Consider the following 22,304-nt stretch of genomic DNA (forward strand, 5'->3'; position numbering starts at 1 on the left):
AACTAAGTTCACTTTTTCTTTACACTGCGATGACCAAATGAGGAAAATGGTCAGGTATTTTTAAATGATGGTAAACATGGAAGGAAGGTTAGAGTCTGTAATGCGTGGTTTTGAACTCTTTCGTAAAGACTTAAAATTAATTTTTACCAATCCTAAATTTTTAATTCCGATTCTCGTTGTTCTGTTGATACCGTTTATCTACAGTGCTACGTTCTTGTGGGCCTTCTGGGATCCATATGCACAGATGGACGAGCTACCGGTGGCAGTGGTGAACCTTGATGAAGGTGCCACCTTCAATCAAGAAGAAATACACCTTGGCGACGATGTCGTTGATAAGTTAAAAGCGGATGATAATTTCAAATGGACATTTGTCACACGGGAAGAGGCAGAAGCAGGGCTGAATAATCTTGACTACTATATGATGGTTGAGATTCCCCGAGATTTCTCCAGTAAGGCAACCCAATTGATGGATGATTCCTCTCAGCAATTAGAAATTCGCTATGTACCCAATGAGAGTTATAACTTCCTGGCCTCACAAATTGGTGGCACTGCCGTTGAGCGAATCAAGGAGAAAGTGGCCAATGAAATAACCGATACCTTTGTTTCCTCCATGCTAGATGGAGTAGATGAGATAGCTAATGGTTTACAGGAAGCAAGTGATGGTTCACAAGAGCTTTATGATGGTACGTTGAAGGCCCACGATGGTGCTGTAGAATTACAAAAAGGTCTCGCACTCTTAGCGGAAAAGTCCCTTGTTTTTAAGGATGGAACAGCGCAAGTGGTGGATGGTGCTAATCGATTGGCTGATGGTCTTGAGACGATGCATGCAGGCACCAGCCAAATGGCTACAGTGATGAAGGAGCAAGAGCCTAATCTTCAGCGCTTAAACCAAGGTATGGGACAAATGCAGCAGTCCGTAGCAACCCTCTATGGCGGTGTTGAACAGTTAACAGCTGGTTATGGTGAATTAGTGACTGGGCAACAACAAGCTGCTCAAGGCCATTCTCAGCTGGAACAAGGCTTAGAAGCCTCCACACAAGGCGCCTTAGAATTACAGCAGGGTACAGCAGCACTTGCGCAAGGCTTACAAGCCATGGTGGAGGCCAATCCTACCTTGGCTCAACAGCCTGAATTCCAACAGCTTCTTGCAGTAAGTCAGAAGGTTGCTGGTGGTATGACAGAGTTATCCCAGAGTCAGCAGGCACTGCTAGAGGGTGCGAAGCACTTACAGGATGCGCAATCGCAAGTAGGTGCTGGGATGGTAACCATCCAGGAAAAGCTGAATCAATTACAACAGGGGACCGCACAATTAGCAGCAGGAAGTAACCAATTGGCTACCGGTCTTGATGAGGCAGTAACTGGTTGGGGTATCATTGCTGGTAAGATGACAGAAGTAGCTGGTGGAACCGAAGCTCTCTGTGCTGGGTCCCAGCAATTAATGGCAGGTGTTCAACAGCTAGGGGATGGGGCTGATCAGCTAGCAACTGGTGCAGGTACCATCCATGATGGTTCATCGACATTAGTAAGCGGAATCTCAACCATCGCTGATGGAACCAATACATTAGCCACCAAGCTGAATGACGCAGCCACAGAGGTAGCTGATCAGACAGGAAGCAGTACTGCTAGTGAACGTATTGCTGATCCATTAACGATCCAAGAGGATAAGCTCAATCCTGTACCTAATTATGGTACTGGCTTTGCACCTTACTTCCTTTCCTTAGGCTTCTTCGTCGGTGCATTGATTCTCTCTATCGTGATTCCAATGCGAGAGCCAGCAGGGATTCCTAAGACAGGCTTGGGCTGGTTTATCGGGAAGTTCACCACTCCCGCATTAGTCGGTGTTATCCAAGCTGTGATTGCTGATCTGGTTCTTCTTTATGGACTAGGTTTAGAGGTACAGAGTGTTCCACTCTTCTTCTTCTTCAGTATCATTACCAGCGTTACCTTCATGGCGATCATACAATTCTTGGTTGTCACCTTAGATAATCCTGGACGATTTATCGCGATTCTCTTGTTAATCCTACAATTAGTCGGAAGTGCAGGTACCTTCCCACTTGAAGCGGTTCCTCCATTCCTTCAGAACTTGAATCCATGGCTACCCATGACATATTCCGTTTTTGGTCTCAAGGCAGTCATTTCAAGTGGGGATCTTACCATGATGTGGCATAATGCTGAGATGCTAGGAATCTTCTTCGCCATCTTTGCTGCAGGCACCTGGCTCTACTTCTTACTACAGCATAAACGTAAATTCTATTTTGTTAATGATATGGCTATGGGCCAAGAGCAAGCAAAGCAAGCTCCTGTGGCACAAGAAAGTCATTCCACACTATAATCCAGTAAAACAGGACTGTCTCATTGTCACGATATTGACAATGGGGCAGTCCTGTTTGTGATCAGGCAGCTTCTTTTGAGACAGGTGGTGCAACAGATGGTTGAAACACGATGGCAGGGAGCAGACCAATGACCACGCTCACCAGAATGGTGGAGGGGATAATATAAGGTAGCTGATAGCCTAAGGAGTAAAGAATCACCGGACCTTCAGCATACTCTCCGAAAAAAACAATACCTGATAGTACATGACTGAAATAGCGTAAGACACCTGCCATCACTGCACCTACCACGTAGAGGATACGGCGATTTCGACATAGCCCGGCTACACCAAGAACAGCATAAGCAATAGGATAGTCTAATAAAAATTGGATAGGGTGAACAAGGGTGGGGCTAGGTAAGGCAGAAATGGTTCCAGCGATCAATCCTGCTACCATCCCTACCTTTACGCCATAGCGTAAGGCGATGACGATGGTGGGTAGCATGGAGAGATTCACACTACCGCCTTGGGGCATCCGATATAATACAATGAGATCGAGAATAAAGGTTAATGCAGCAGCCACAGCCACTTCTACCATGATACGCAATTTTTGATTTCGCACATGACCAACTCCTTTTTTATGAATAAAAAATGCGCACCAACCAGGGAGGTTGGTACGCATGAGTATGCAGACCAAATTAACAAGACGCCAACCCGTTTAGTTACAACTATGTGATGAAAGGATTGGGTTCATGCTCTTTCCTCCGCTGGTATGAGCCAGATCAGGTTCAAGGGTCAGGAATCTTCAACGCGATTCCTTCTCAGCCTATACTCATAGACACCCCTAGAGCGCATTTAATTGAGTTGATTATAACATGTATTAACTAATATTACAATATATAGGTACATATGCATTCTATGGTGCTAGCTTCTCCTGCAGTAGTTGCTCCAATGTTTCCAGAAAGAGCTCATCATCCTTGATTTTTCGCTTTCGTGGCCCTTTGGTTCGGATTCCCTGACGGCGAAGATGACTGGATTCTGCACGGATTGCCAGATAATGATCGATATTATGAGCAGTAAGTTGCTCACCATAAGAGGTGAGTACATCTGCACCCTTCGCAATGACCAGAGAGGCTAAGCCATAATCCTGGGTAATGACGATGTCGCCATGCTGTACCAGGGAGATGATTTTAAAATCAGCGGAATCCGCCCCATCACTTACGGTAATATGATGGGGCGAAGCAAACTGATGATGATAATTGGCAACAGTATAATAAGGAATAGTGTAGCGAGTGGCCAATTCCTGAACAATGGCCATCACTGATTTAGGAGCAGCATCTGCATCGATATAGATCGTAAACATCACTTCATCACCTACCACTTATCACAACATAAGGAAGCCTTATCTGTATTCTAGCCTATTCATACTATAAGGAAAAGGTAGGAGAAGGGAATGGTGCCAATTATCCATACTTATGGTACAATATCAGCGATCTATAAGGTGAAGGAGCCATGGCCATGAAATGTTTCGATATTGTAGTACGTGATGATGAGATCTCCCGTTCCATCCAACGGCGCATTGCCAATATTCTAATCCATGCAGGTTGGACACAAACCTGTGACGTCCCTGATATTGTCCTCAGTGTGGGAGGAGATGGGACGATGCTGGAGGCATTTCATCAGTATGTTGGGCACTTAGAGGAAGTTGCTTTTGTGGGTTTACATACTGGTCGTCTGGGTTTTTATGCCGATTGGAAGCCGGAGGATATCGACAAGCTATTGGAAAAAATTCTGCTTTCCGATGCCTACGAGACGGTGGAATATCCTCTAGTTCATGTTCAATTGATCATGGAGAATGAGGTGCGTAATTATCTCGCGCTGAATGAATGCGTGATTAAGTCATTAACCGGTACCATGGTGGCACAGGTCTCCATTAATGGCGATGAGTTTGAACAATTTCGTGGTGATGGACTCTGTATCTCAACTCCATCAGGAAGTACCGCATATAATAAAAGTCTTGGGGGAGCTATCCTCCACCCCTCCATCGAAGCGATTCAAGTGGCGGAGATGGCTTCCATTAATAATCGTGTCTATCGAACCATCGGCTCTTCCATCGTGTTGCCGAAGCATCATCATTGTGTGATTACCCCTAGTCAAGAGATGACCTATCAGATCCATATCGATCATCTTACCATGCAGAATCTGAAGATTGACCAAGTGAAGGTTCGGATGGCTGATGAAAAGATTCGCTTCGTTCGTTATCGCAATTTTCCCTTTTGGATGCGGGTACGCGCTTCCTTTATCAAGGAGTAGATTATCTCTTTAGCGGAGGAAAATCATTCCTTAATAGATTGTTTTCACATTTATAATTTTTGGCGAAGGAGTGAATCGTATGAATCAAGTAATTCAATTATTGAAGAGCCATCGATCCATTCGTAAATTTACCGATGAGACCATACCAGAGGCATGGATTGAAGACGTGATCAAGGCAGGACAAGCGGCTTCTACATCAAGCTTTTTACAAACCTATTCTGTTATTAGCATCACTGATTCAGACAGGAAGGCGCAGCTTGCTGAATTGACCAGCAATCCATATGTGGCAACCTGCAGTCATTTTCTGGTTTTTTGTGCTAATGTCGAGCGGCTTGCCTTGGCAGGGGAGATGCATCAGACACCATTTCAGGGTAACAATCTCGAATTATTTCTCATGGCTAGCCTCGATACCGCTCTCATGGCCCAAAATGTTATGGTTGCAGCAGAGAGCCTAGGTCTTGGCGGTGTTTATATTGGCGGGATTCGTAATCAGATTGCTCAGGTGAGTGAGCTTTTGCAGCTACCCCAATTTATTTATCCTGTCTTTGGCATGTGCCTAGGCTATCCAGACCATGAGCCTGAGTTAAAGCCTCGTCTCCCCTTAGCTGCGGTATATCACAAGGAGAGGTATCAGCTGACTCCAAGTGAAGAGCAGGAGCTATTAGCGCAGTATGATAAGGTGGTGCAAGCTTACTACACGAAGCGAACAGGTGGCAAGCGGACGGATACCTGGACGGAATCGGTAATGGGTTATGTCAAAAAGCCTAGTCGCACACATCTGAGGGAATACCTGGAAAAGCAAGGCTTCCGCTTTGACTAAAAATGATTTCCACCCTATAAATATTATTTATTTAAGCTATAATGAAAAAGAAAGGAGTGACAATCGTGCTAGAAGAAGAAAAAATACGTTTAACCACTACCTCCTCAAAATCAGGCTGAGGCTGCAAAATTGGTCCAGAGGACCTGGCACAAGTTTTGTGTCAAATTCCTAAGCAAGCCCCAGATCCCAATGTACTATTAGGCCTTGATGTACCTGATGATGCAGGAGTTTATAAGCTCACTGATGAAATTGCTATTATCCAAACCTTAGACTTTTTTACCCCTGTAGTAGATGATCCATACCAGTATGGTCAGATCGCAGCAGCTAACTCCTTGAGTGACGTCTATGCCATGGGCGGACAGCCTATTACTGCCATGAATATCGTTGGTTATCCCATTAAAAAACTGCCCCCCCATGTACTTGCAGAAATACTCCGTGGGGCATTTGATAAAGTGAATGAAGCAGGTGCGCGGATTATCGGTGGTCACTCGGTAGACGATCAGGAGCCTAAATTTGGTCTCTCGGTTACCGGGATTGTTCATCCTGATCAATTCTGGACCATTGCAGGAGCCAAGCCTGGTGATAAAATCATTCTGACGAAGCCCATCGGTGTTGGTGCAGTCACCACTGGGATTAAACGGGGTAAGGTGCCTCCTGAGCTTGAGGAGCATGTTACCAAGGTAATGGCCACCTTAAATAAATATGCTTATGATGTGTTGAAGAATTATGATGTCCATGCTTGTACCGATGTGACCGGCTTTGGTTTAGTAGGTCATGCACGGGAAATGGCAGAGGCCAGTCAGGTGACCTTCCAGCTCTGGATGGATCAGATTCCGATTCTTGAAGGGACCTATGACCTAGCAGCACTCGATGTTTTACCAGGTGGTTCCAAGGCCAACCTACGATTCTTAGCACCTGTTACACGATTCAATCAATTACAGGATGTAGAGCCTATTATCCTTTGTGATGCGGTGACATCAGGTGGACTCCTTGTTAGTCTTCCTCCTGATCAAGCGGAGGATGCACTTATGCAATTGCATCAACAAGGGGTTACAGATGCGCAGATTATTGGAGAAGTGAGTGAGCGTGAGGATGTGTGGATTGCGGTGAATCCCACGAAGTAATCATCTTCTCAATGGATTGACGAGGCATCACTCAATAGGCTCATCCTAAAAAGGAAGGACAGCAAATGAAGGAGCAGCAATTACTACGAGCATTACCAGCAGTGAATCAGCTCATATCTAATGAAGAAGTGGAAGCCTTGGCGAAGAAGCATCAGCTTTCCAATCGCTTGCTAGTGGCGGAGGCACAGACTCATCTACAGATCATCCGCCAGCAGATTTTGGCAGATCAGTGGGAAGGGGCCCATGAAGTGACCAGCTTTCAGGAAGAGGTCTTGGCTGGTCTTCTACTGCGCCTTCAGCAGTGGCTTCAGAATTCCCTCCATCCTGTGATCAATGCTACTGGGGTTGTGCTTCATACTAATTTGGGACGTGCTGTACTTAGCGAAGAAGCGATTCAGCATGTCTGTGATGTAGCTTCCCATTATTCCACATTAGAATACGAAATCGAGGATGGCGTACGAGGCTCGCGTCATGTTCATGTGGAGGAGTTGCTTACGCGGCTGACCCAGGCGGAAGCAGCCATGGTGGTGAACAATAATGCTGCGGCTGTCTATCTGGTACTCCGTGAACTAGCAAGGGAGAAAGAGGTGGTGATCTCCCGTGGCGAGCTCGTGGAGATCGGTGGATCCTTCCGAATCTCATCTATTATGGAGGAGAGCGGGGCTCAGCTCGTCGAGGTGGGTACCACGAATAAGACCAAGCTATCCGACTATGAGGGAGCCATTCACCCTGAGACAGCCATGCTATTGAAGGTACATACCAGCAATTTTCGGATCGTTGGTTTCACGCAGGTGGTTGAACGAGAAGAGCTTGTTCAGCTCGGGCACGCCCATGGTATTCCTGTCGTAGAGGATTTAGGAAGTGGCGTGATGTTCCCCTTCCATGAGCATCATATTGGTGATGAGCCGTTAGTCCAGGAAGTTCTCGCAGCAGGTGTAGATCTGGTTACCTTTAGTGGTGATAAGCTATTGGGCGGACCACAAGCAGGGATTATTGCTGGTAAAAAAGCGTTGATTCAACGGTTGAAGAAGAATCAGCTGGCTCGGGTATTACGGGTGGATAAGATGACGCTGGCTGCCCTTGAGACTACGCTCCGCCATTATCTCAATCAAGAGTATGATAAGATTCCTACACTCCGCGATGTCTTACATACCGCTGAAGAGATTCGGGAGAAGGCTGTGCGTTGCTATGATCTACTCTCTCCAGAGGTTCAAGAGGTCACTTCGCTCTGTGAGATCCAGTCCCAAGTAGGTGGTGGTACGCTGCCCTTGGTGACGCTACCATCAGTAGGAATCGCTGTGACCCCGACACGCTGTGCCCTTCACCATTTGGAGCGGGCGCTACGACAACAGCCTCCTCACTTAATTGGACGTATTGAAAATGAACAACTGATTCTCGATTTCCGAACCATTCAGGAAGCAGAGCTCCCTCTTGTGGCAGAGCATCTAAATCATAGCTACTCTTCCCTTCAATAGGGGAGAGTTTTGCTTTTTCAACAACAATTACCACAAAAATAAAGCATATTTGGTCCCCGAAGATCACATCATAAGCCTGTAAGGAGGTGAAGAGAATGGCTAACAACTCTAACACAAACAATCTTGTAGTACCTCAAGCGAACGCAGCTCTTGACCAAATGAAATATGAGATCGCTCAAGAGTTCGGCGTTAACCTTGGTCCAGACACTACTTCCCGCCAAAACGGTTCCGTTGGTGGGGAAATCACGAAGCGTTTAGTACAGTACGCTGAGCAGCAATTAGCACGTAACTCTGGCTATTAATCCATGATCTTCATCTATTTATCTAACGGCTTACCCTCTGCAAATCAAACCGTCCACCCTGCGCCAAGGTGGACGGTTTTTTTAGATGAACTTGAATTAGCGGTAGGGGTAGGGATAGGGCGGATAAGGATACGGTGGATAGGGATAGGGTGGATATGGGTATGGTGGATAAATAGGATAACGATAAAAGAAGGGAAAGAGCAAGAATGGAAGTAGAGCACCTGCTGGATTGGGATACCGTCGGCGTCCAAATTGTTGAACCGCTGCATCCTGTTGTTCTCCTAGGTTCATCTCCATGGGCTGCCAAACGGGATACCAGCCTGGTTGCTCAGGTACCTGCCCTGGCTGACTTATCGTCCCCATCCATTCATCAGGTTGAACGGGTTGCATCATAATCATCCTTTCTTGGTTGGTTGCCCTACCAGTATATGTACGAATGACTAGATGGTACCCGCCTACCCTTTATTTTGGGCGCTTGCCCTTTGACCCTTAATGATTTGATTTTGCTTCTTCTGCTGGGGTAGTACCGATAACTCGCAAACCATTTTCAAAATAAATACTGGTGCTGGGGAAGGCACAAGAGACATGATGCTTCTCTAAAATCTCCATAATCTTAAAATTGATCTCTTCCTTCACTTGAGAATGTTCGGCTAGAGCCGTACTTTTCGTGAAGAAGGTGATCTTAATGTCTAAGCTAGATGCACCATAAGCATCGAAGAAAACGCTGATGGTATCAGGATGAATCCCCTCATGCTCGGTGAGAACAGCGCGAATCTCCTCCACTACCTCCTGCATGGCAACGCGGGATGTATCATAGCTGACACCTAGATTAAAGGTGACTCGTCGCTTCCCCATCTGTGACCAGTTGGTAATCGGCGAGTTCGCTAGCTCGGAATTGGGGACGGTAATCACGGCCTGAGCAAAGGTGCGGATCTTGGTGCTACGGAAGGTAATATCCTCTACAGTTCCTTCAATGGTACCTGATTGAATCCAGTCACCAATGGAGAAGGGCCGTTCAATAATAATCACTACACCACCCAATAGGTTGCTGAGGGAGTCTTTCGCAGCAAGGGCAAAGGCAAGTCCGCCAAGACCTAGACCAGCGACGAAGCCACTTACATTGAAGCCCCATTCCTCGAGAAGAATGGTAATGGTAAGGGCAGCCACAATAAACTGAGTTAGCTTCGAAAGAAAAGGAATTAAAATTTTGTCGACCTTCCCATTGGATGCAAGATGGAGACGGGTAAAGAGGGTGGAGGACTCATCAGCAAGGCGGAAGAGACCCCAACCAACGAGAAAGATCAGAGCAGTTCGTAATAAATGCAGTAATTTTGCCTCGTAGAGCGGATTTTCAAGGAAATAATGAGCTGAAAAATAGATACCCAACACCACGATTAACCAACGTAAGGGGGCTTCGAAGGCCAGTAATAGCTTCTCATCCATTTTTAGGCTGGTTCGCTTAGAGATTTTTAAGAAGAGCGTAAATATGTATTTGGTAAATATCTGTCGGAACAGGAGAAAAGCAAGAAAGATCCCAACGGCGATGGCAAAGTGAATCCAGTCGGTTAAATTGAGCAGATGATTCCAGATATTATCCCATGTGGTCAAGGTAATCCTCCTTTAATTCTGTCTGTTTTACCTGCTATAGCTAAGATAAAAAGAATTGCCATAGGGGACAAAATACATTATAATATAAATCTGTTGCGATATAAATTGTTTATTCGGAGGAGTACCCAAGCGGCTGAAGGGGATGGTCTCGAAAATCATTAGGCGGGTTCTACCCGTGCGAGGGTTCAAATCCCTCCTCCTCCGCCAAGCAAAATTGCAAGCAGGAAAAGGTGCCGGATATGAACGATGGGCAAAGATTTTTAATTTAAAACAGATGGCACAGACGATGAATTACTTAACAGAAAATAACCTGCTTGACTATAAGGATTTAGAAAAAAAAGCACAAACTATAACGGATAATTTTAATCAATTATCGACTCAAATTAGAGATGCTGAAAAGCGTATGACAGAGATAGCAAATCTTAAAACGCATATTATAAACTATTCAAAAACCCGTGATACTTATACCGCTTATCGTAAGGCGGGATATTCTAAAAAATTCTATGAAGAACATACTGCTGAATTACTTTTACACAAAGCTGCAAAGGCTGCTTTTGATGAATTAGATGATAAAAAGATTCCAACAATAAAGGCTTTGTAAACTGAATTTTCTGAACTTCTTTCTGAAAAGAAAAAAGCTTATTCACTATACCATTCCACAAAAAAAGAAATGAAAAATATATTGACTGCAAAGGCAAATATTGACCGTCTTTTAGGTGAGGACATATTGGAGAAAGAAAAGGGAAAACACAAAGAACAGAGGTAATATTACTTATGATTTTTCAGCTCCCATAGGGAGCGTAGCCACACAATTTATTGTGTGTTCAATGGGGATTGGGGATACTACCCAACAAGCAGATTTGGCAAAAATTCCGTAAGGGAATTTTATGCAAAATCGCAAGGTGTGTACCACCTTGCCCTGCTTGCCATTATTGTTTTGAAGAATAATTAATAATGATTTAATCACTAGTGTTGCATTAATTTACGCAGATGATTCAAAATATAAAAAAGATTCAATATTTATTGGTCCATACAATAAATAATCCTTTACAATGGAAGGACAGGTGGTTCCTGTCCAAATCCAACGTAAAGGATCACTCACATGGACAAGGATACACTATTTTCGTCATTTGGTAAATGGATTTCACCCATCAATACTGACTTTTTTGATGAACAGGTCAAAATAAGGAAACTTGACTACTACACAAAGAAGCTAACGACAGAAGCTTACTTGAAATTAATGCTTCTCGCTCAGCTCAATCAATGGGATAGCTTACATGAGATGAGCGATGCTCTTGTTGATGAAGGTCTTCAGGAAACCGTAGGTTTTCAATCGATTAGCGTATCCCAGCTATCGCGACGGAATCGTGAAATTCCATCGGATGTGATGGCCATGATATTCTTCCAACTGGTCAGTAAAATAAAGGCTTTCCATCAAAAGACCCAACCATCCATGCCATTGAATATCATTGATTCAACTACTATCCCGTTGAATTTAGGGAAGTATGCTTGGGCGGATTTTCGAAAGACGAAGGCAGGAATTAAAGTCCATCTACGCTTAGTAATGATGGACCAACACATGACCTATCCTGACCAACTCACGATTACACCCGCTAAAGAACACGATCGCGGGCAATTGGAAGTTCTCATCGATGACAAGAACGCGACTTATGTGTTTGATCGAGGTTACATCGATTACGAACGCTTTGATCGTATGACGGATGACGGCTATTTTTTCGTGTCCCGTTTGAAAGCTAATGCCGTCACTCATCCCATTAAATCTTTTGACACCGGTGAAAATCCTGCGATCCTTTCGGATCAAATGGTTTGGCTAGGGACCTCACCAAGCCTTGCAGAAAACGTTTTCCGACTCGTTGAAGTGCTCGATCATCGCGGGAAAACACTTCGATTGATTACGAATCGATTTGATATTCTTCCGGAGGAAGTGAGCGAGATCTATCGTGCCCGTTGGGCGATTGAGCTATTCTTCAAATGGTTGAAGCAGCATGTGAAGATTAAAACGTTCTATGGTGAAAGTGAAAATGCTGTCAAAAATCAAATCTATACGGCATTGATCGTATATTGCCTTCATGTTTTGATTCAGCTAGAGATGAATCGTCAGCGGAAAATACTTCAGATTCAACGTTGGCTCAAACGTTTGCTTTGGAAACCAGCCAATCAATGGGTTCGTCGCATGGAGGACCGTACGGTCCCTTAAGAAATGGTATCTGTCGTTGTTGCCCCTTTGATTAAATTGTATAAATATGCCAAATGGACAGAACCACTTTTTGTTCGAGTTTTCCTTTTTTAACTTGAAAGCGAGAGAATCAATAAACAAAATATTCTATCTTTATTTATACAACACTAGTGAATTATTTCATACTTTTTTTAATGAAAATGTTTATAATAGCAGAATAGAAAAACTATCTTATTTATTGTATTTTGTTTCATCTTCAGTTTTAATATTTATTACTAAAGTTCCGTTAATTACATTGATTTTCACATTAAACTTTTTGTTTATTATTTCTTTAAATTATGAGAGTTCCATTCAGAAGAAAATTATTTTTTCATCCCTTATTTATGCAATATTGTTTGTAATCGAAATTATTGTTTCAGTAAGTATTGGGTTCATAGATATTTCAGCAATTCATAATAGTACTTTTAACTCAGTTGTAGGCTTGATACTAATACGAACAATAACTTTGATTGTAGCTTATTTGTTAAATAAATACAAAAGTTCAAGGAAGGAAGATTTTCCTATACCCCAGATTTATTATTTAGCTCTTATTGTTATCTTATTTGGAACATTATATTTATTTGTAACTTCTTTAGAAAATGATAATTTAACACTATATAATGTACTTATCAGCGGATCTATTTTAATTATTGTCAATGTGACTATGATAGTAATAGATGAAAAAATATATAATTCAATTATTGCAATGAACGAAAAAAATATTTTAAAGCAGCAAAATATTGCATATGAAAACCAAGCAGAAATTATTAGTCAGTCCACTGAATCCATTAAATCACTTAAACATGATATTAAAAATCATTTAATTATGCTCGACGAAATGTACAAAAATGATAAAAAAGATGAAGTGGAACCTTACATACGGAAAATTTTAAAGGAAATAGATAGTGGGGCATTTTCTCAATCTAATAATTTTGTGATTGACAGCATTGTTAATTTTAAACTGAGAAAGTTGCAAAATACTGATACAAAAATATTTGTAGATATAAGTGTTCCACAATCTATTAATATTTTTGCGTACGATATTACTGTTATACTAGGTAATTTACTTGATAACGCTATCACCGCTATCCTGCAATCAGACAACAAGAAATTAGATTTACAAATAAGTTGCAGTATGGGAAATCTAATTATTTTAATGGATAACTCTTTTGACGGCAAGTTAATTATTGATAATAGCAAATTTAAAACTACAAAATCCTTTAAAGCCAATCATGGGATAGGACTTGCTAATATAGAAAAATCTTTAGAAAGTTACGGTGGAGAAATAAGAACAGAGTATACTAGTGATACTTTCTCTGTAGCTGTTATAGTTCCATACAAAAATTAAAAATAAAATTAGAGATGGGATAAGTTTTTCCATCTCTAATTTTATTTTATAACCTTAAAATTCATCACTTATACCCTAAATTCAATCATTTATACCCTAAGTCCGCACAAATCTTAAAAATGTATATAATAAACTTATATTGGGAATTTATACCAAGGAGGTAATGTGTTAATGAAAAAGTTTAAAAAAGAAAAGTGGGTATACAGGTTGGGAAGTATGGTTGCCTCACTTGCATTGGTAGTGACAGCATTAAATGTAAATACTGCTTGCGTATACATTGCCCATCAGCCAAAGCTACCAGATTCAGCTAAAAAATTTCGTAAATTTTAATGTTTACAAAAGAAATGAACAAGCTTGCAGATGTTCTGATTGAAAAAGAGATAAGTAAGGGTGAAGATAAGGATTTAATAGTTTATGGCCTTAGTACTGGTATTGAGCTTTGTTTCAATATTATAACAACAATAGTATTAGGTTTTTTGTTTGAAATGGTATTTGAAAGCCTTGTCTTCCTTCTATCTTTTTCTCTCATTCGTACATATGCAGGTGGTTATCACTGTCAAAAGGCAATAAACTGTTATCTACTATCAAGTGGAATTGTGGCACTGGTGTTGCCGATAGTAAAGTTTACACCAAAAGAATTTATACCTGTAGTTGGAGTAATAATTCTTATAATATCTATACCAATACTTATAAAGCTAGCACCAGTAGAAACACCTACTAAGCCACTTGATGAAGAAGAGAAAAAATACTATCGCAAAAAAAGGATTTTCCATTTAGTAGTGATGTGTCTTATAATAACACTTTTGTTCTTTTGGAGTCTAAACACTATAATTTTAACAATATGTCTAGGTAATCTAGTGGCAGCATTGTTTGTTATTAAAGCACAATGGGCATAGGTATTAAATGTTGTTTAATTTCTATTTTATTTGTTTTAAGAGTAAATATTTTTATTTTCGTAATGTGTTTAGGGATTACGATATCGGCAGGGATAGTGAGTTAAAAAAATTATTCAATAAAGTTTGGAAAATGATTTAACAAAAAATCAATGAAAATCTTATATGTTACAAATATTTCGAAAATATAGAGATGAAAGGTGGAATATTTATGAAAAAGACATTAATTACAGGTTTCTTATTATTATCTATGCTAATGGGCGCAACAAATGTTTTTGCTGCTTCATATTTAGGAACAGGCGATAATGTAGATTCTGGAGGACATCTAGATTGGGACTACGATACAACGTATTATAGTCAAACTGTATGGGGAATGAAGTTGTGGAATGGCTACAAAAGTGGTGTTATTAGAGAAGATAGTCCTTATGTTATTGAAGATATATTCGTAACTGATATAGATTCAGCGACAGCTGGTTATTACGGTTACAGAGATAGAGTTAACGCTAAAATTTATTTCAATATATATAGTATGGAAGATTTAGATGCTGATGAAAAAAAATCTGTTGCTGCTCATGAATTAGGGCATGCATTAGGTTTAGGACATAACACTAAAAATATAAGTGCGCTTATGACAAATGCACATTATTTTCCGATAACTTTGCATCAAGATGACAAAGATTCATATGATGAAGCTGCTAAATTATATTAATTAAGCTGCAATGAATGAATACAGAGATATTTCAAGCAAATTATTAGTATAAATTTTGTAAATGAATAAATTAATTGAATATAAATAATATTTTAAGGAGGTATTTGAATGAAAAAGTTAGTAGCATTAGTGGTGGCAATATTAATGATTACTACAATTTCTGGTTGTAGTGATAATTCTAGTAATGAAATGTCAAAAACATATGATAGCTTTACACTAAGCTCTGAAGTGCCTGTAGTGTATGATGACGGAAGTTTTATGGTAAATATTGATAATCCTGAAGAAATAGTAGGGTGGGGAGATTATGTTTTTGTTGCAAAGGTTGAAGATGAATTAAGAACAGAATATACAAATGTTCATGAAAGTGAAGATGGTACTATCACAGGAAAGCCATATACTGTATATTCAATTACTGTTATAGACAATCTAAAAGGTAATTTAAAGAAAAATAAGCCAATTGAATTTTTTAAACATGGTGGTGTGAATTATGATGGTAAAAGTATATCATTGCTAGAAGGCGATCAATTACTAGAAAGTGGAAAATATTATATTTTAGTTGCAGCTTCAGAAGCTGATGGTAGATTAGGTCAAGGAATGCCTTATTCAGCTATTGAATTAAATGTAAGCAATAAACAAGAAATAGTATCTAGTGAAGAGTATAATAATTATAAAAAGTATGTTAAAGATGAAGTGAAATTTGAGAGAAAACGATTTAAATCATTTGAAGAAGAATAAATTATTTTGTTGAAAAAGAAAGGATGAAAGTGATTGAAGCAGACAATGTCGCTAAATCGTGAAGCAGACATAGCGGCACAAAACGGCAAAAATTGATGAAAGTGGTGCTTGTAGACTTAGAAAAGTAGTAACTCCAATGGCTTCTTCTTATTATTATCACATCAAACCTTTAACTTGAGCAAATGTTCATTTAGAGGCAACAGTTAATAATAGTGGAGGCTATTGGAATTTGGTGCGATTGGAAAAGTCTGGACTACTGCCACTACAAGTATTCCACATACGTGGTTTGGGGCTGAATCTTATTACAATACATTATTAGATGCTCGCCGAACTTGTGCAATTACTCTTTCTGGTTACAATCGTAAACCCTAATGCTTCCCGTTATATAGAGTTTTGAGTTGGCACCATTATGGCGACTCCATTAAATTTAGTGAAGTTTTAGGAGATTCTTTGTTTTAGTTCTGAAAGCCTCTCTGATTTTAGGGTGAATTAATATGTGGAAAATATCTTAATACCCAATAAGATACAAAAACATGAAGGGCAAGTTCGTTATATTACCATCTGTTAATGTCAATCCCAAAATGTAGGATTATTAGAATCAACTATTGCTACTTTTTTTAGATTCCAAAACATCAATCTTGTCTTTTAATCTGTAAGAAGGTCCTGTAATCTTAATAATACTTGAATGATGAATCAATCTATCCAGAATTGCATTTGCTAAGGTTATATCTGAAAATACCTCTCCCCATTTACTAAATGGCTGATTTGTAGTAATGATAGTCGAATTCTTTTCATATCTTTTATTAATTAATTGAAATAGTAAATTGGCTCCCTGCTTATCAATAGGTAAATATCCAATTTCATCAATTATGAGTAATCTATATTTTGCAAAATGTTTCAATTTAGTTTCTAATCTGTTTTCAGTATGTGCTTTGTTCAGTTGCATTATCAAATCATGGCAAGATATGAAATATACCATGTTTCTCCTTTTAGCTGCGGCAACTCCAATTGCTACAGCTAAGTGAGTTTTTCCAACTCCAGATGACCCAAAGAATAATAGCAAGCTCAGGGGAAAATAGTTCTTCCCCTCGCAAAGGTACCAGGTAGCCCCCGATTTTTGTCGAAATTTCTCAACAAGTTTTACCCAATTATTAGAAAGAAATGAAATAAGCTAAAATAGGGTGTGCACAATTTAGCGTTAATATTCCTTTTAGCGTTAATCGAGTATTGCTAAATTGTATTAAAAATTGAGTCATTAGACACTAATTAAAGAATAGCTTGGTTTCCACAGTTGATTTCCACAATAGTTAGAATAATCGGAATATAGAAACGCTTTCTCTTAGCAAACCGAAAATGAGTCGACTTCTTTTGTTTTACATGTCAAAATAGAAAAGAGAATTCCAATTATTCGTATACTCCCATATAAGGAAGGATTACATGAAAAAGATATTCAAACGAATTGGTATTGTCTTTTTATCATTGCTTATAATATTTCTTACTGTCAGTTACATCAATCACAGAATACAATTGTCAAAAGAAGATGCACGATTTCAATCAGTCGGTACGCAAGTTGAAGTAAACGGTCACATGATGAATGTGTATACGGAAGGATCCGGTGATACAACGCTTGTGTTCCTGTCGGGCGGAGGAACCAGTTCCCCGGTGTTTGATTTTAAGTCGCTGTATTCGTTGCTAAGTGATACATACCGAATTGCAGTAGTGGAAAAGGCGGGCTATGGCTTTAGCGAGATCACTGCGGATACGCCTCGCGATATAGATACCGTATTGTCTGAAACGCGTGAGGCGTTACGGTTAGCAGGTATAGAAAGCCCCTATGTTTTATGCCCGCACTCTATGTCGGGCATAGAAGCCTTGTATTGGGCGCAGCAGTACCCTGAGGAAGTAAAGGCTATTATCGGACTAGATATGTCTGTCCCGCAGTCTTACGAGAGCTACCAAATCAATTTGCCCATTCTTCAGCTAGGTGCCTTTGTTGCAAATGTAGGTATTACCAGATGGGTTCCGAGCCTAGCAGAAAGCGATGCGGTGAAATATGGTACGCTCACAGAGGATGAAAAGGAACTTTATAAGGTGGTCTTTTACAGGCGAACTGCAACAGCAGATATGCTGAGAGAAGTGCAGCAAATCAAAACGAGTGCCAAGAAGGTTGCTGAAGGCGGCATACCCGATGTGCCGATATTGATTTTTTCTTCCAACGGAGAAGGAACAGGCTGGAGCGAAGCGGAGTGGAGAAAATATCAGAATGATTTTATTTTGAATTGCAGCAATGGAGCACTAATAGAATTAGACTGTTCTCATTATGTGCATGATATCAAGTATAATAGAATTGACCTTGAAATCCGACAGTACTTGGGTAATCTTCAATGAACAAAATAAGCATCAAAAATAACATGGTGATTGCCAAAGCGTTAACGTGAGGCGGTCACTATTTTTTATGGAATAGCCGAGAACACTCGTGGCTTTAGTCATGAGAGGCTCAATGGAGAATGAGGAGGCTCTGAAGAGGATCATGTAAGGATCTTCTACAATTTTGTGACAAATGGGTTGGTACTTAGTGCAATATGGTACTCTTTTTGATATGAGTCAATTTTCTAAGAAAAGAGGGCCATCGTCATGCAGATTACATTTCAATCCATCGGCACCATTCATTCACCCTTTCAAGAGGTAGCCGGGATGCCTATTCAGCCAGCAGGTGCTCGCGGTGTTCAAGGGAGTATTACGATTGAACCGGAGTTTCAAGCGGGCTTGAAGGATATTGAAGGGATGAGTCATTTGATTCTTCTCTACCATCTTCATCAGGAAGCAGGCTATGCCTTGGAGGTGAAGCCCTTTCTCGACAATCAATCACATGGGATCTTCGCTACTCGCGCACCTCATCGACCGAATGCCATCGGTCTTTCAGTGGTCCGTCTTCAGAAGGTGGAGGGGAATACCCTTTGGATTGAGGATGTGGATATCCTCGATGGAACACCGCTTCTCGATCTCAAACCTTATGTTCCCCAGTTTGATACACCAGTAGGCGATGTACAGATCGGCTGGTTTACCCATAATGTTCAACGGGTGGATCGTACTCGCTCTGATCAGCGTTTTCGTAATAAGTAATTTCTGCAAAATGATGAGTTTAGAAAGGTATAATTTTGCCACCTCTGCGCATCTTATGCGTGGAGGTGTATAAACAATGAATCAAAACCAATATGGTCAACATCCAAGTTCAATGTTCCAACCGCAGTTTTCCAACACAGATATTCAGCAAGTACGTCAGCAGAATCAACAGAGCGCAATGGGTAGTAGCTCTTACGGTAGTATGAATATGGGGAATGCGGGCTATTCCGGCATGATGGGATATAGCGGTACTCCATCGAGCATGTTCTCCCCCAATTTCTCTAACACCGATCCCTATCAGGTTCGCCAGCAAAATCAACAATCTGCCCAAAGCTTTGCCCAATCTCCCCAAGGCGGTGCAGGCTATGGTCATTACAGTGGGGGCTATGGGTACAACCAAGGGATGATGTCCAGCGATCCACGGATGATGTTTGATCCCAACTTTTCCAATACCAATGTGCAACAGGTTCGGGAGCAGAATCAGCTTTCCCAGCAAAGCTTTATACAATCGCCACAAAGTGGTTCTGGCTATGGTTACAGCTATTCCAATGTAGGTTATGGTGGTCAAGCTGGCTATACCCCTGGCAATGTGAGTGGCATGATGGGGATGAATGCATCCAATATGCCTTATCAGGATCCTCGCGTTATGCACCAATCTAATTTTGCCAATACGGATCCTTACCAGGTTCGTCAACAAAATCAACAATCACAGATGAATTTTATGAGTTCCCCGCAAGGCGGCGCGGGCTACGGTAGTGCTGCGCATTTTTCATCATCCCCACAATCCATGCTCAACCCCAATTTCTCTAACACCGACGTACAGCAAGTTCGCCAGCAGAATCAGCAATCCGGCTTCTCTTCACCAGACCATCGTTAAACTCAAAAATTGAATATGGATTGACTAAAGGGAGACTGTTCTCACAGAGAGCAGTCTCCCTTTTCTTCTGTTTATTTCGCCTAATCTGTTTTATATGCATGGTAAACTAGAACTGCTCCAATGGAGCAAAAGAATGGTGCATTGGTCATCAATATTTTGCACCAGCTTAATGATGCAGGCAAAACCGTGCTGATGGTAACCCATGATGAAACGTTGATTCGCCCAACCGATCGTATAATTCATTTGAGCAAAGTTGCATAATATGCTGAGCGGCGTATAATATAATATAGAACATATGTTCTTGTTCGTACATCGAAGAAGGGAGAACAGGCTCATGGACTACCGGCAGTTTCCACAACACCATGTGCTCTGCATCGATATGAAATCCTTCTATGCGTCGGTGGAATGCCGTGACCGTGGTTGGGATCCGATGAGCGCCTATCTTGCCGTGGTAGGAGATCGGGATCACTCAGGGAGCGTCATTCTCGCCGCCTCGCCGCGTTTGAAAAAGGATTTCAATATCCGTACAGGGAATCGCCTTTATCAGATCCCTGATGATCCTCGGATTCATGTGGTGAATGCCCGCATGGGTCACTATCTGGAGCAGTCCATGGAGGTGCTACGTCTCTTTCAACGCTTTGCTCCCTTGGAGGCGATCCTACCTTATTCCATCGATGAGGCGTGGGTGACGGTGGATGGGATAGAGCGTTTGATGGGTGACGCTCCCACCATTGCGCGCCATATTCGTAACGCCATCGCCATGGAGTTTGGCTTACCTGCCTGTGTGGGGATCGGTCCCAATCGCTTCCTTGCCAAGGTGATTCTCGATATTGAGGGGAAATCGCAGGGGATCGCCCAGTGTGGCTATGAGGATGTACCGCGTAAGCTATGGCCGGTGCCTGTAGGGGAGGTGTGGGGAATTGGCTCGCGCTTGCGGGAGCATCTCTATCGTATGGGCATCCGCACCATGGGTCATCTCGCACAGACTCCCTTAGAGCAGCTGGAGAAGCGGTTTGGCGTGATGGGGAACCAGCTCTATTACCACGCCTGGGGTGTTGATCTCTCTCCTGTTATACAGCCCTTTGAGCCCTATGGACCACAGAAGAGCATCGGTCATGGCATCACGCTGCTTCGGGATTATGAGGGTGGGGAGGTGGCTACCGTCCTCTTAGAGCTTAGTGAGGAGGTAGCGATGCGCTCCCGCCAAAACAAGAAGGTAGGGCGAACCATTCTGCTAGGTGTGGGCTATAGCAAGGAGAGCGGCGGCGGCTTCCAACGCGCTTACACCATTCCCTTCCCGACGAATGTGACCCACGATATTTTTCACACCGCCTGGCGGCTATTTCAAGAAAATTACAATGGATCACCTGTTCGTCGCTTGAGCCTTGCCTTGCAGCAGCTTGAAGCCGATGAAGCGATACAATTAAGTCTTTTTGATGACTTTACGAAGAAGAAGGCGCTGGGCGCTGTGATGGACCAAATTCGTCAACGCTATGGTAAGAGCTCTGTGATGTGGGCACGTAGTCTATCATCAGGCGGTGTTTTCCGCGATCGTTCACATAAGATTGGAGGACATTGGCAATGATCCGTGACCGCGGTGCGAAGAAGTGGGTTAGTCTGATGCTACCAGAGCATCGAGAGCAATTGGCCCGTCTGGCACGCCAGGAGGAGCTGATCTCAGAGCCTGCCTGGGTGGATGAGTATCTGGAGGAGCTGGAGTGGAAGGTGCAAACGGCCTATGCCCAGCATCGTTTTATTCGATTAGAGTATGTTGTAGATGGTGAACGTCGAACTCAGCAAGGGCTTATCACAGCGCTAGATCCCTTGTTGGGGCAGGTGCGGATTGAAACGGAAGGGGTAGAGCGAAGCTGGGTCTCGGTACGCTCCATCATAAGCTTGGAATGGGTGTGAAATTACCTGATGATTTACTGTTCATGGCAATGATGTAGCTCTGCTTCCGCAATGAACCAATCAGGCAAAAATTTGTTTTTAAAAAAAAGATTTGACTTTAGCATGGGTATGAGATATTATGGAATCACACTGATAAGTTCGTTTATAAAAGAATAATATTGGATATATTGAAGTCGTAGCTACAAATGAAATGTGGACGATTTTATAGTCCATTATTTCAAGAAGCTGCGGCTTTTTATATTGTAAATCAACTTATGGTGCAAAGATTTAATTTTAGGAGGAAGACAAATGAACACAGGTAAAGTAAAATGGTTTAATGCAGAAAAAGGTTTCGGTTTCATCGAAGTTGAAGGTGGCGACGATGTATTCGTACACTTCTCCGCTATCCAAAGCGACGGCTTCAAAACATTAGAAGAAGGTCAAACTGTTACATTCGACATCGTTGAAGGTAACCGTGGCCCACAAGCTGCTAACGTACAAAAAGCGTAAGGAACAGAATGTTGAGGTGATGCTCAAACGATG

24 protein-coding genes, 1 tRNA gene and 1 riboswitch are annotated in these 22,304 nt (G+C 41.8%); of the genes, 20 read left to right on the plus strand and 5 right to left on the minus strand.

Annotation, left to right across the window (positions count from 1 at the left end):
* The first annotated feature begins 76 nt into the window (after nucleotides 1-76).
* A complete protein-coding gene (locus tag BN1691_RS08870) occupies nucleotides 77-2,332 on the plus strand; it encodes a YhgE/Pip domain-containing protein (RefSeq protein ID WP_187116866.1) in 2,256 nt (751 codons plus the stop codon).
* A gap of 61 nt (nucleotides 2,333-2,393) precedes the next feature.
* On the opposite strand, the gene thiT is transcribed toward BN1691_RS08870, so the two are convergent.
* Nucleotides 2,394-2,930, minus strand: a complete 537-nt coding sequence (gene thiT / locus BN1691_RS08875; protein ID WP_048601893.1) for an energy-coupled thiamine transporter ThiT — start codon at nucleotides 2,928-2,930, stop codon at nucleotides 2,394-2,396.
* A 120-nt stretch (nucleotides 2,931-3,050) separates the two neighbouring features.
* Nucleotides 3,051-3,164: riboswitch (TPP riboswitch) on the minus strand.
* 60 nt (nucleotides 3,165-3,224) lie between these two features.
* Entirely contained in the window at nucleotides 3,225-3,671 is a 447-nt protein-coding gene (locus BN1691_RS08880) for a YaiI/YqxD family protein (protein ID WP_048601894.1), read from the minus strand.
* Nucleotides 3,672-3,826: 155 nt separating this feature from the next.
* Here BN1691_RS08880 and BN1691_RS08885 point away from each other — a divergent pair, with 155 nt between their 5' ends.
* The 5 genes from BN1691_RS08885 (at nucleotide 3,827) to BN1691_RS08905 (ending at nucleotide 8,342) form a co-directional block, all read left to right on the plus strand.
* On the plus strand, nucleotides 3,827-4,621 hold the full coding sequence (locus BN1691_RS08885; protein ID WP_048602747.1) for an NAD kinase: 795 nt from the start codon (nucleotides 3,827-3,829) through the stop codon (nucleotides 4,619-4,621).
* Nucleotides 4,622-4,700: 79 nt separating this feature from the next.
* Nucleotides 4,701-5,441: an oxygen-insensitive NADPH nitroreductase gene (gene nfsA, locus BN1691_RS08890; RefSeq protein WP_048601895.1), complete on the plus strand. Its 741-nt coding sequence runs from the start codon at nucleotides 4,701-4,703 to the stop codon at nucleotides 5,439-5,441.
* A gap of 41 nt (nucleotides 5,442-5,482) precedes the next feature.
* A complete protein-coding gene (selD, locus tag BN1691_RS08895) occupies nucleotides 5,483-6,565 on the plus strand; it encodes a selenide, water dikinase SelD (protein ID WP_082147092.1) in 1,083 nt (360 codons plus the stop codon).
* A gap of 65 nt (nucleotides 6,566-6,630) precedes the next feature.
* Nucleotides 6,631-8,040 (plus strand): L-seryl-tRNA(Sec) selenium transferase, encoded by a 1,410-nt coding sequence (gene selA, locus BN1691_RS08900; protein ID WP_048601896.1) that lies wholly within the window; start codon nucleotides 6,631-6,633, stop codon nucleotides 8,038-8,040.
* A 95-nt stretch (nucleotides 8,041-8,135) separates the two neighbouring features.
* On the plus strand, nucleotides 8,136-8,342 hold the full coding sequence (locus tag BN1691_RS08905; RefSeq protein WP_048601897.1) for an alpha/beta-type small acid-soluble spore protein: 207 nt from the start codon (nucleotides 8,136-8,138) through the stop codon (nucleotides 8,340-8,342).
* Between the two features lie 96 nt (nucleotides 8,343-8,438).
* On the opposite strand, the gene BN1691_RS08910 is transcribed toward BN1691_RS08905, so the two are convergent.
* Nucleotides 8,439-8,732: a hypothetical protein gene (locus tag BN1691_RS08910; protein WP_048601898.1), complete on the minus strand. Its 294-nt coding sequence runs from the start codon at nucleotides 8,730-8,732 to the stop codon at nucleotides 8,439-8,441.
* A 99-nt stretch (nucleotides 8,733-8,831) separates the two neighbouring features.
* Complete coding sequence (locus BN1691_RS08915; RefSeq protein WP_231638377.1) at nucleotides 8,832-9,950, minus strand: mechanosensitive ion channel family protein; 1,119 nt, start codon at nucleotides 9,948-9,950, stop codon at nucleotides 8,832-8,834.
* Between the two features lie 115 nt (nucleotides 9,951-10,065).
* Between BN1691_RS08915 and BN1691_RS08920 the strand changes: the two genes are divergently transcribed.
* From BN1691_RS08920 to BN1691_RS08945, 8 genes are all read left to right on the plus strand, one after another.
* Nucleotides 10,066-10,157 (plus strand) — tRNA-Ser (locus tag BN1691_RS08920).
* Complete coding sequence (locus BN1691_RS14140) at nucleotides 10,126-10,551, plus strand: hypothetical protein (protein WP_197082494.1); 426 nt, start codon at nucleotides 10,126-10,128, stop codon at nucleotides 10,549-10,551. Before BN1691_RS08920 ends, BN1691_RS14140 begins: the two co-directional genes overlap by 32 nt.
* Before the next feature lie 501 nt (nucleotides 10,552-11,052).
* Nucleotides 11,053-12,168, plus strand: a complete 1,116-nt coding sequence (locus BN1691_RS08925; RefSeq protein ID WP_048601899.1) for an IS4 family transposase — start codon at nucleotides 11,053-11,055, stop codon at nucleotides 12,166-12,168.
* Nucleotides 12,169-12,262: 94 nt separating this feature from the next.
* Nucleotides 12,263-13,534, plus strand: coding sequence for a sensor histidine kinase (locus BN1691_RS08930; RefSeq protein ID WP_187116867.1), 1,272 nt, complete (start codon nucleotides 12,263-12,265; stop codon nucleotides 13,532-13,534).
* Between the two features lie 171 nt (nucleotides 13,535-13,705).
* Nucleotides 13,706-13,864 carry a cyclic lactone autoinducer peptide gene (locus BN1691_RS14145; RefSeq protein WP_076850162.1) on the plus strand — a complete coding sequence of 53 codons (159 nt, stop codon included), beginning with the start codon at nucleotides 13,706-13,708 and terminating at the stop codon, nucleotides 13,862-13,864.
* Nucleotides 13,865-13,878: 14 nt separating this feature from the next.
* The gene (locus tag BN1691_RS08935) at nucleotides 13,879-14,430 is read left to right on the plus strand and encodes an accessory gene regulator B family protein (protein ID WP_187116868.1); all 552 of its coding nucleotides are present in this window, start codon (nucleotides 13,879-13,881) and stop codon (nucleotides 14,428-14,430) included.
* Between the two features lie 208 nt (nucleotides 14,431-14,638).
* Nucleotides 14,639-15,136 (plus strand): matrixin family metalloprotease, encoded by a 498-nt coding sequence (locus BN1691_RS08940; protein ID WP_048601902.1) that lies wholly within the window; start codon nucleotides 14,639-14,641, stop codon nucleotides 15,134-15,136.
* A gap of 108 nt (nucleotides 15,137-15,244) precedes the next feature.
* A complete protein-coding gene (locus BN1691_RS08945; protein WP_048601903.1) occupies nucleotides 15,245-15,871 on the plus strand; it encodes a hypothetical protein in 627 nt (208 codons plus the stop codon).
* Between the two features lie 598 nt (nucleotides 15,872-16,469).
* Here the strand turns inward: BN1691_RS08945 and istB are convergent.
* On the minus strand, nucleotides 16,470-16,940 hold the full coding sequence (gene istB / locus BN1691_RS08950) for an IS21-like element helper ATPase IstB (RefSeq protein WP_261795594.1): 471 nt from the start codon (nucleotides 16,938-16,940) through the stop codon (nucleotides 16,470-16,472).
* Nucleotides 16,941-17,308: 368 nt separating this feature from the next.
* Here istB and BN1691_RS08955 point away from each other — a divergent pair, with 368 nt between their 5' ends.
* The 6 genes from BN1691_RS08955 (at nucleotide 17,309) to cspD (ending at nucleotide 22,271) form a co-directional block, all read left to right on the plus strand.
* Entirely contained in the window at nucleotides 17,309-18,259 is a 951-nt protein-coding gene (locus tag BN1691_RS08955; RefSeq protein ID WP_048601905.1) for an alpha/beta hydrolase, read from the plus strand.
* A 246-nt stretch (nucleotides 18,260-18,505) separates the two neighbouring features.
* A complete protein-coding gene (gene tsaA, locus BN1691_RS08960) occupies nucleotides 18,506-18,994 on the plus strand; it encodes a tRNA (N6-threonylcarbamoyladenosine(37)-N6)-methyltransferase TrmO (RefSeq protein ID WP_048601906.1) in 489 nt (162 codons plus the stop codon).
* Between the two features lie 76 nt (nucleotides 18,995-19,070).
* On the plus strand, nucleotides 19,071-19,871 hold the full coding sequence (locus tag BN1691_RS14545; RefSeq protein ID WP_048601907.1) for a hypothetical protein: 801 nt from the start codon (nucleotides 19,071-19,073) through the stop codon (nucleotides 19,869-19,871).
* Nucleotides 19,872-20,205: 334 nt separating this feature from the next.
* Entirely contained in the window at nucleotides 20,206-21,456 is a 1,251-nt protein-coding gene (locus BN1691_RS08970) for a Y-family DNA polymerase (RefSeq protein WP_048601908.1), read from the plus strand.
* Nucleotides 21,453-21,782, plus strand: coding sequence for a YolD-like family protein (locus BN1691_RS08975; protein WP_048601909.1), 330 nt, complete (start codon nucleotides 21,453-21,455; stop codon nucleotides 21,780-21,782). Before BN1691_RS08970 ends, BN1691_RS08975 begins: the two co-directional genes overlap by 4 nt.
* A 288-nt stretch (nucleotides 21,783-22,070) precedes the next feature.
* The gene (cspD, locus tag BN1691_RS08980; protein WP_048601910.1) at nucleotides 22,071-22,271 is read left to right on the plus strand and encodes a cold-shock protein CspD; all 201 of its coding nucleotides are present in this window, start codon (nucleotides 22,071-22,073) and stop codon (nucleotides 22,269-22,271) included.
* Nucleotides 22,272-22,304: the final 33 nt, after the last annotated feature.

Source organism: Rubeoparvulum massiliense, from assembly GCF_001049895.1.
GTDB classification, from domain to species: Bacteria; Bacillota; Bacilli; order Rubeoparvulales; family Rubeoparvulaceae; genus Rubeoparvulum; species Rubeoparvulum massiliense.

Coding starts and splice junctions, on each gene's coding strand:
- nfsA (WP_048601895.1), top strand. CDS start 4,701: ATGAATCAAGTAATTCAATTATTGAAGAGCCATCGATCCATTCGTAAA.
- BN1691_RS08945 (WP_048601903.1), top strand. CDS start 15,245: ATGAAAAAGTTAGTAGCATTAGTGGTGGCAATATTAATGATTACTACA.
- BN1691_RS08925 (WP_048601899.1), top strand. CDS start 11,053: ATGGACAAGGATACACTATTTTCGTCATTTGGTAAATGGATTTCACCC.
- BN1691_RS08940 (WP_048601902.1), top strand. CDS start 14,639: ATGAAAAAGACATTAATTACAGGTTTCTTATTATTATCTATGCTAATG.
- BN1691_RS08970 (WP_048601908.1), top strand. CDS start 20,206: ATGGACTACCGGCAGTTTCCACAACACCATGTGCTCTGCATCGATATG.
- BN1691_RS08885 (WP_048602747.1), top strand. CDS start 3,827: ATGAAATGTTTCGATATTGTAGTACGTGATGATGAGATCTCCCGTTCC.
- tsaA (WP_048601906.1), top strand. CDS start 18,506: ATGCAGATTACATTTCAATCCATCGGCACCATTCATTCACCCTTTCAA.
- BN1691_RS14145 (WP_076850162.1), top strand. CDS start 13,706: ATGAAAAAGTTTAAAAAAGAAAAGTGGGTATACAGGTTGGGAAGTATG.
- BN1691_RS14545 (WP_048601907.1), top strand. CDS start 19,071: ATGAATCAAAACCAATATGGTCAACATCCAAGTTCAATGTTCCAACCG.
- BN1691_RS08880 (WP_048601894.1), bottom strand. CDS start 3,671: ATGTTTACGATCTATATCGATGCAGATGCTGCTCCTAAATCAGTGATG.
- BN1691_RS08870 (WP_187116866.1), top strand. CDS start 77: ATGGAAGGAAGGTTAGAGTCTGTAATGCGTGGTTTTGAACTCTTTCGT.
- BN1691_RS08905 (WP_048601897.1), top strand. CDS start 8,136: ATGGCTAACAACTCTAACACAAACAATCTTGTAGTACCTCAAGCGAAC.
- BN1691_RS08955 (WP_048601905.1), top strand. CDS start 17,309: ATGAAAAAGATATTCAAACGAATTGGTATTGTCTTTTTATCATTGCTT.
- selA (WP_048601896.1), top strand. CDS start 6,631: ATGAAGGAGCAGCAATTACTACGAGCATTACCAGCAGTGAATCAGCTC.
- BN1691_RS08975 (WP_048601909.1), top strand. CDS start 21,453: ATGATCCGTGACCGCGGTGCGAAGAAGTGGGTTAGTCTGATGCTACCA.
- cspD (WP_048601910.1), top strand. CDS start 22,071: ATGAACACAGGTAAAGTAAAATGGTTTAATGCAGAAAAAGGTTTCGGT.
- BN1691_RS08910 (WP_048601898.1), bottom strand. CDS start 8,732: ATGCAACCCGTTCAACCTGATGAATGGATGGGGACGATAAGTCAGCCA.
- BN1691_RS08935 (WP_187116868.1), top strand. CDS start 13,879: ATGAACAAGCTTGCAGATGTTCTGATTGAAAAAGAGATAAGTAAGGGT.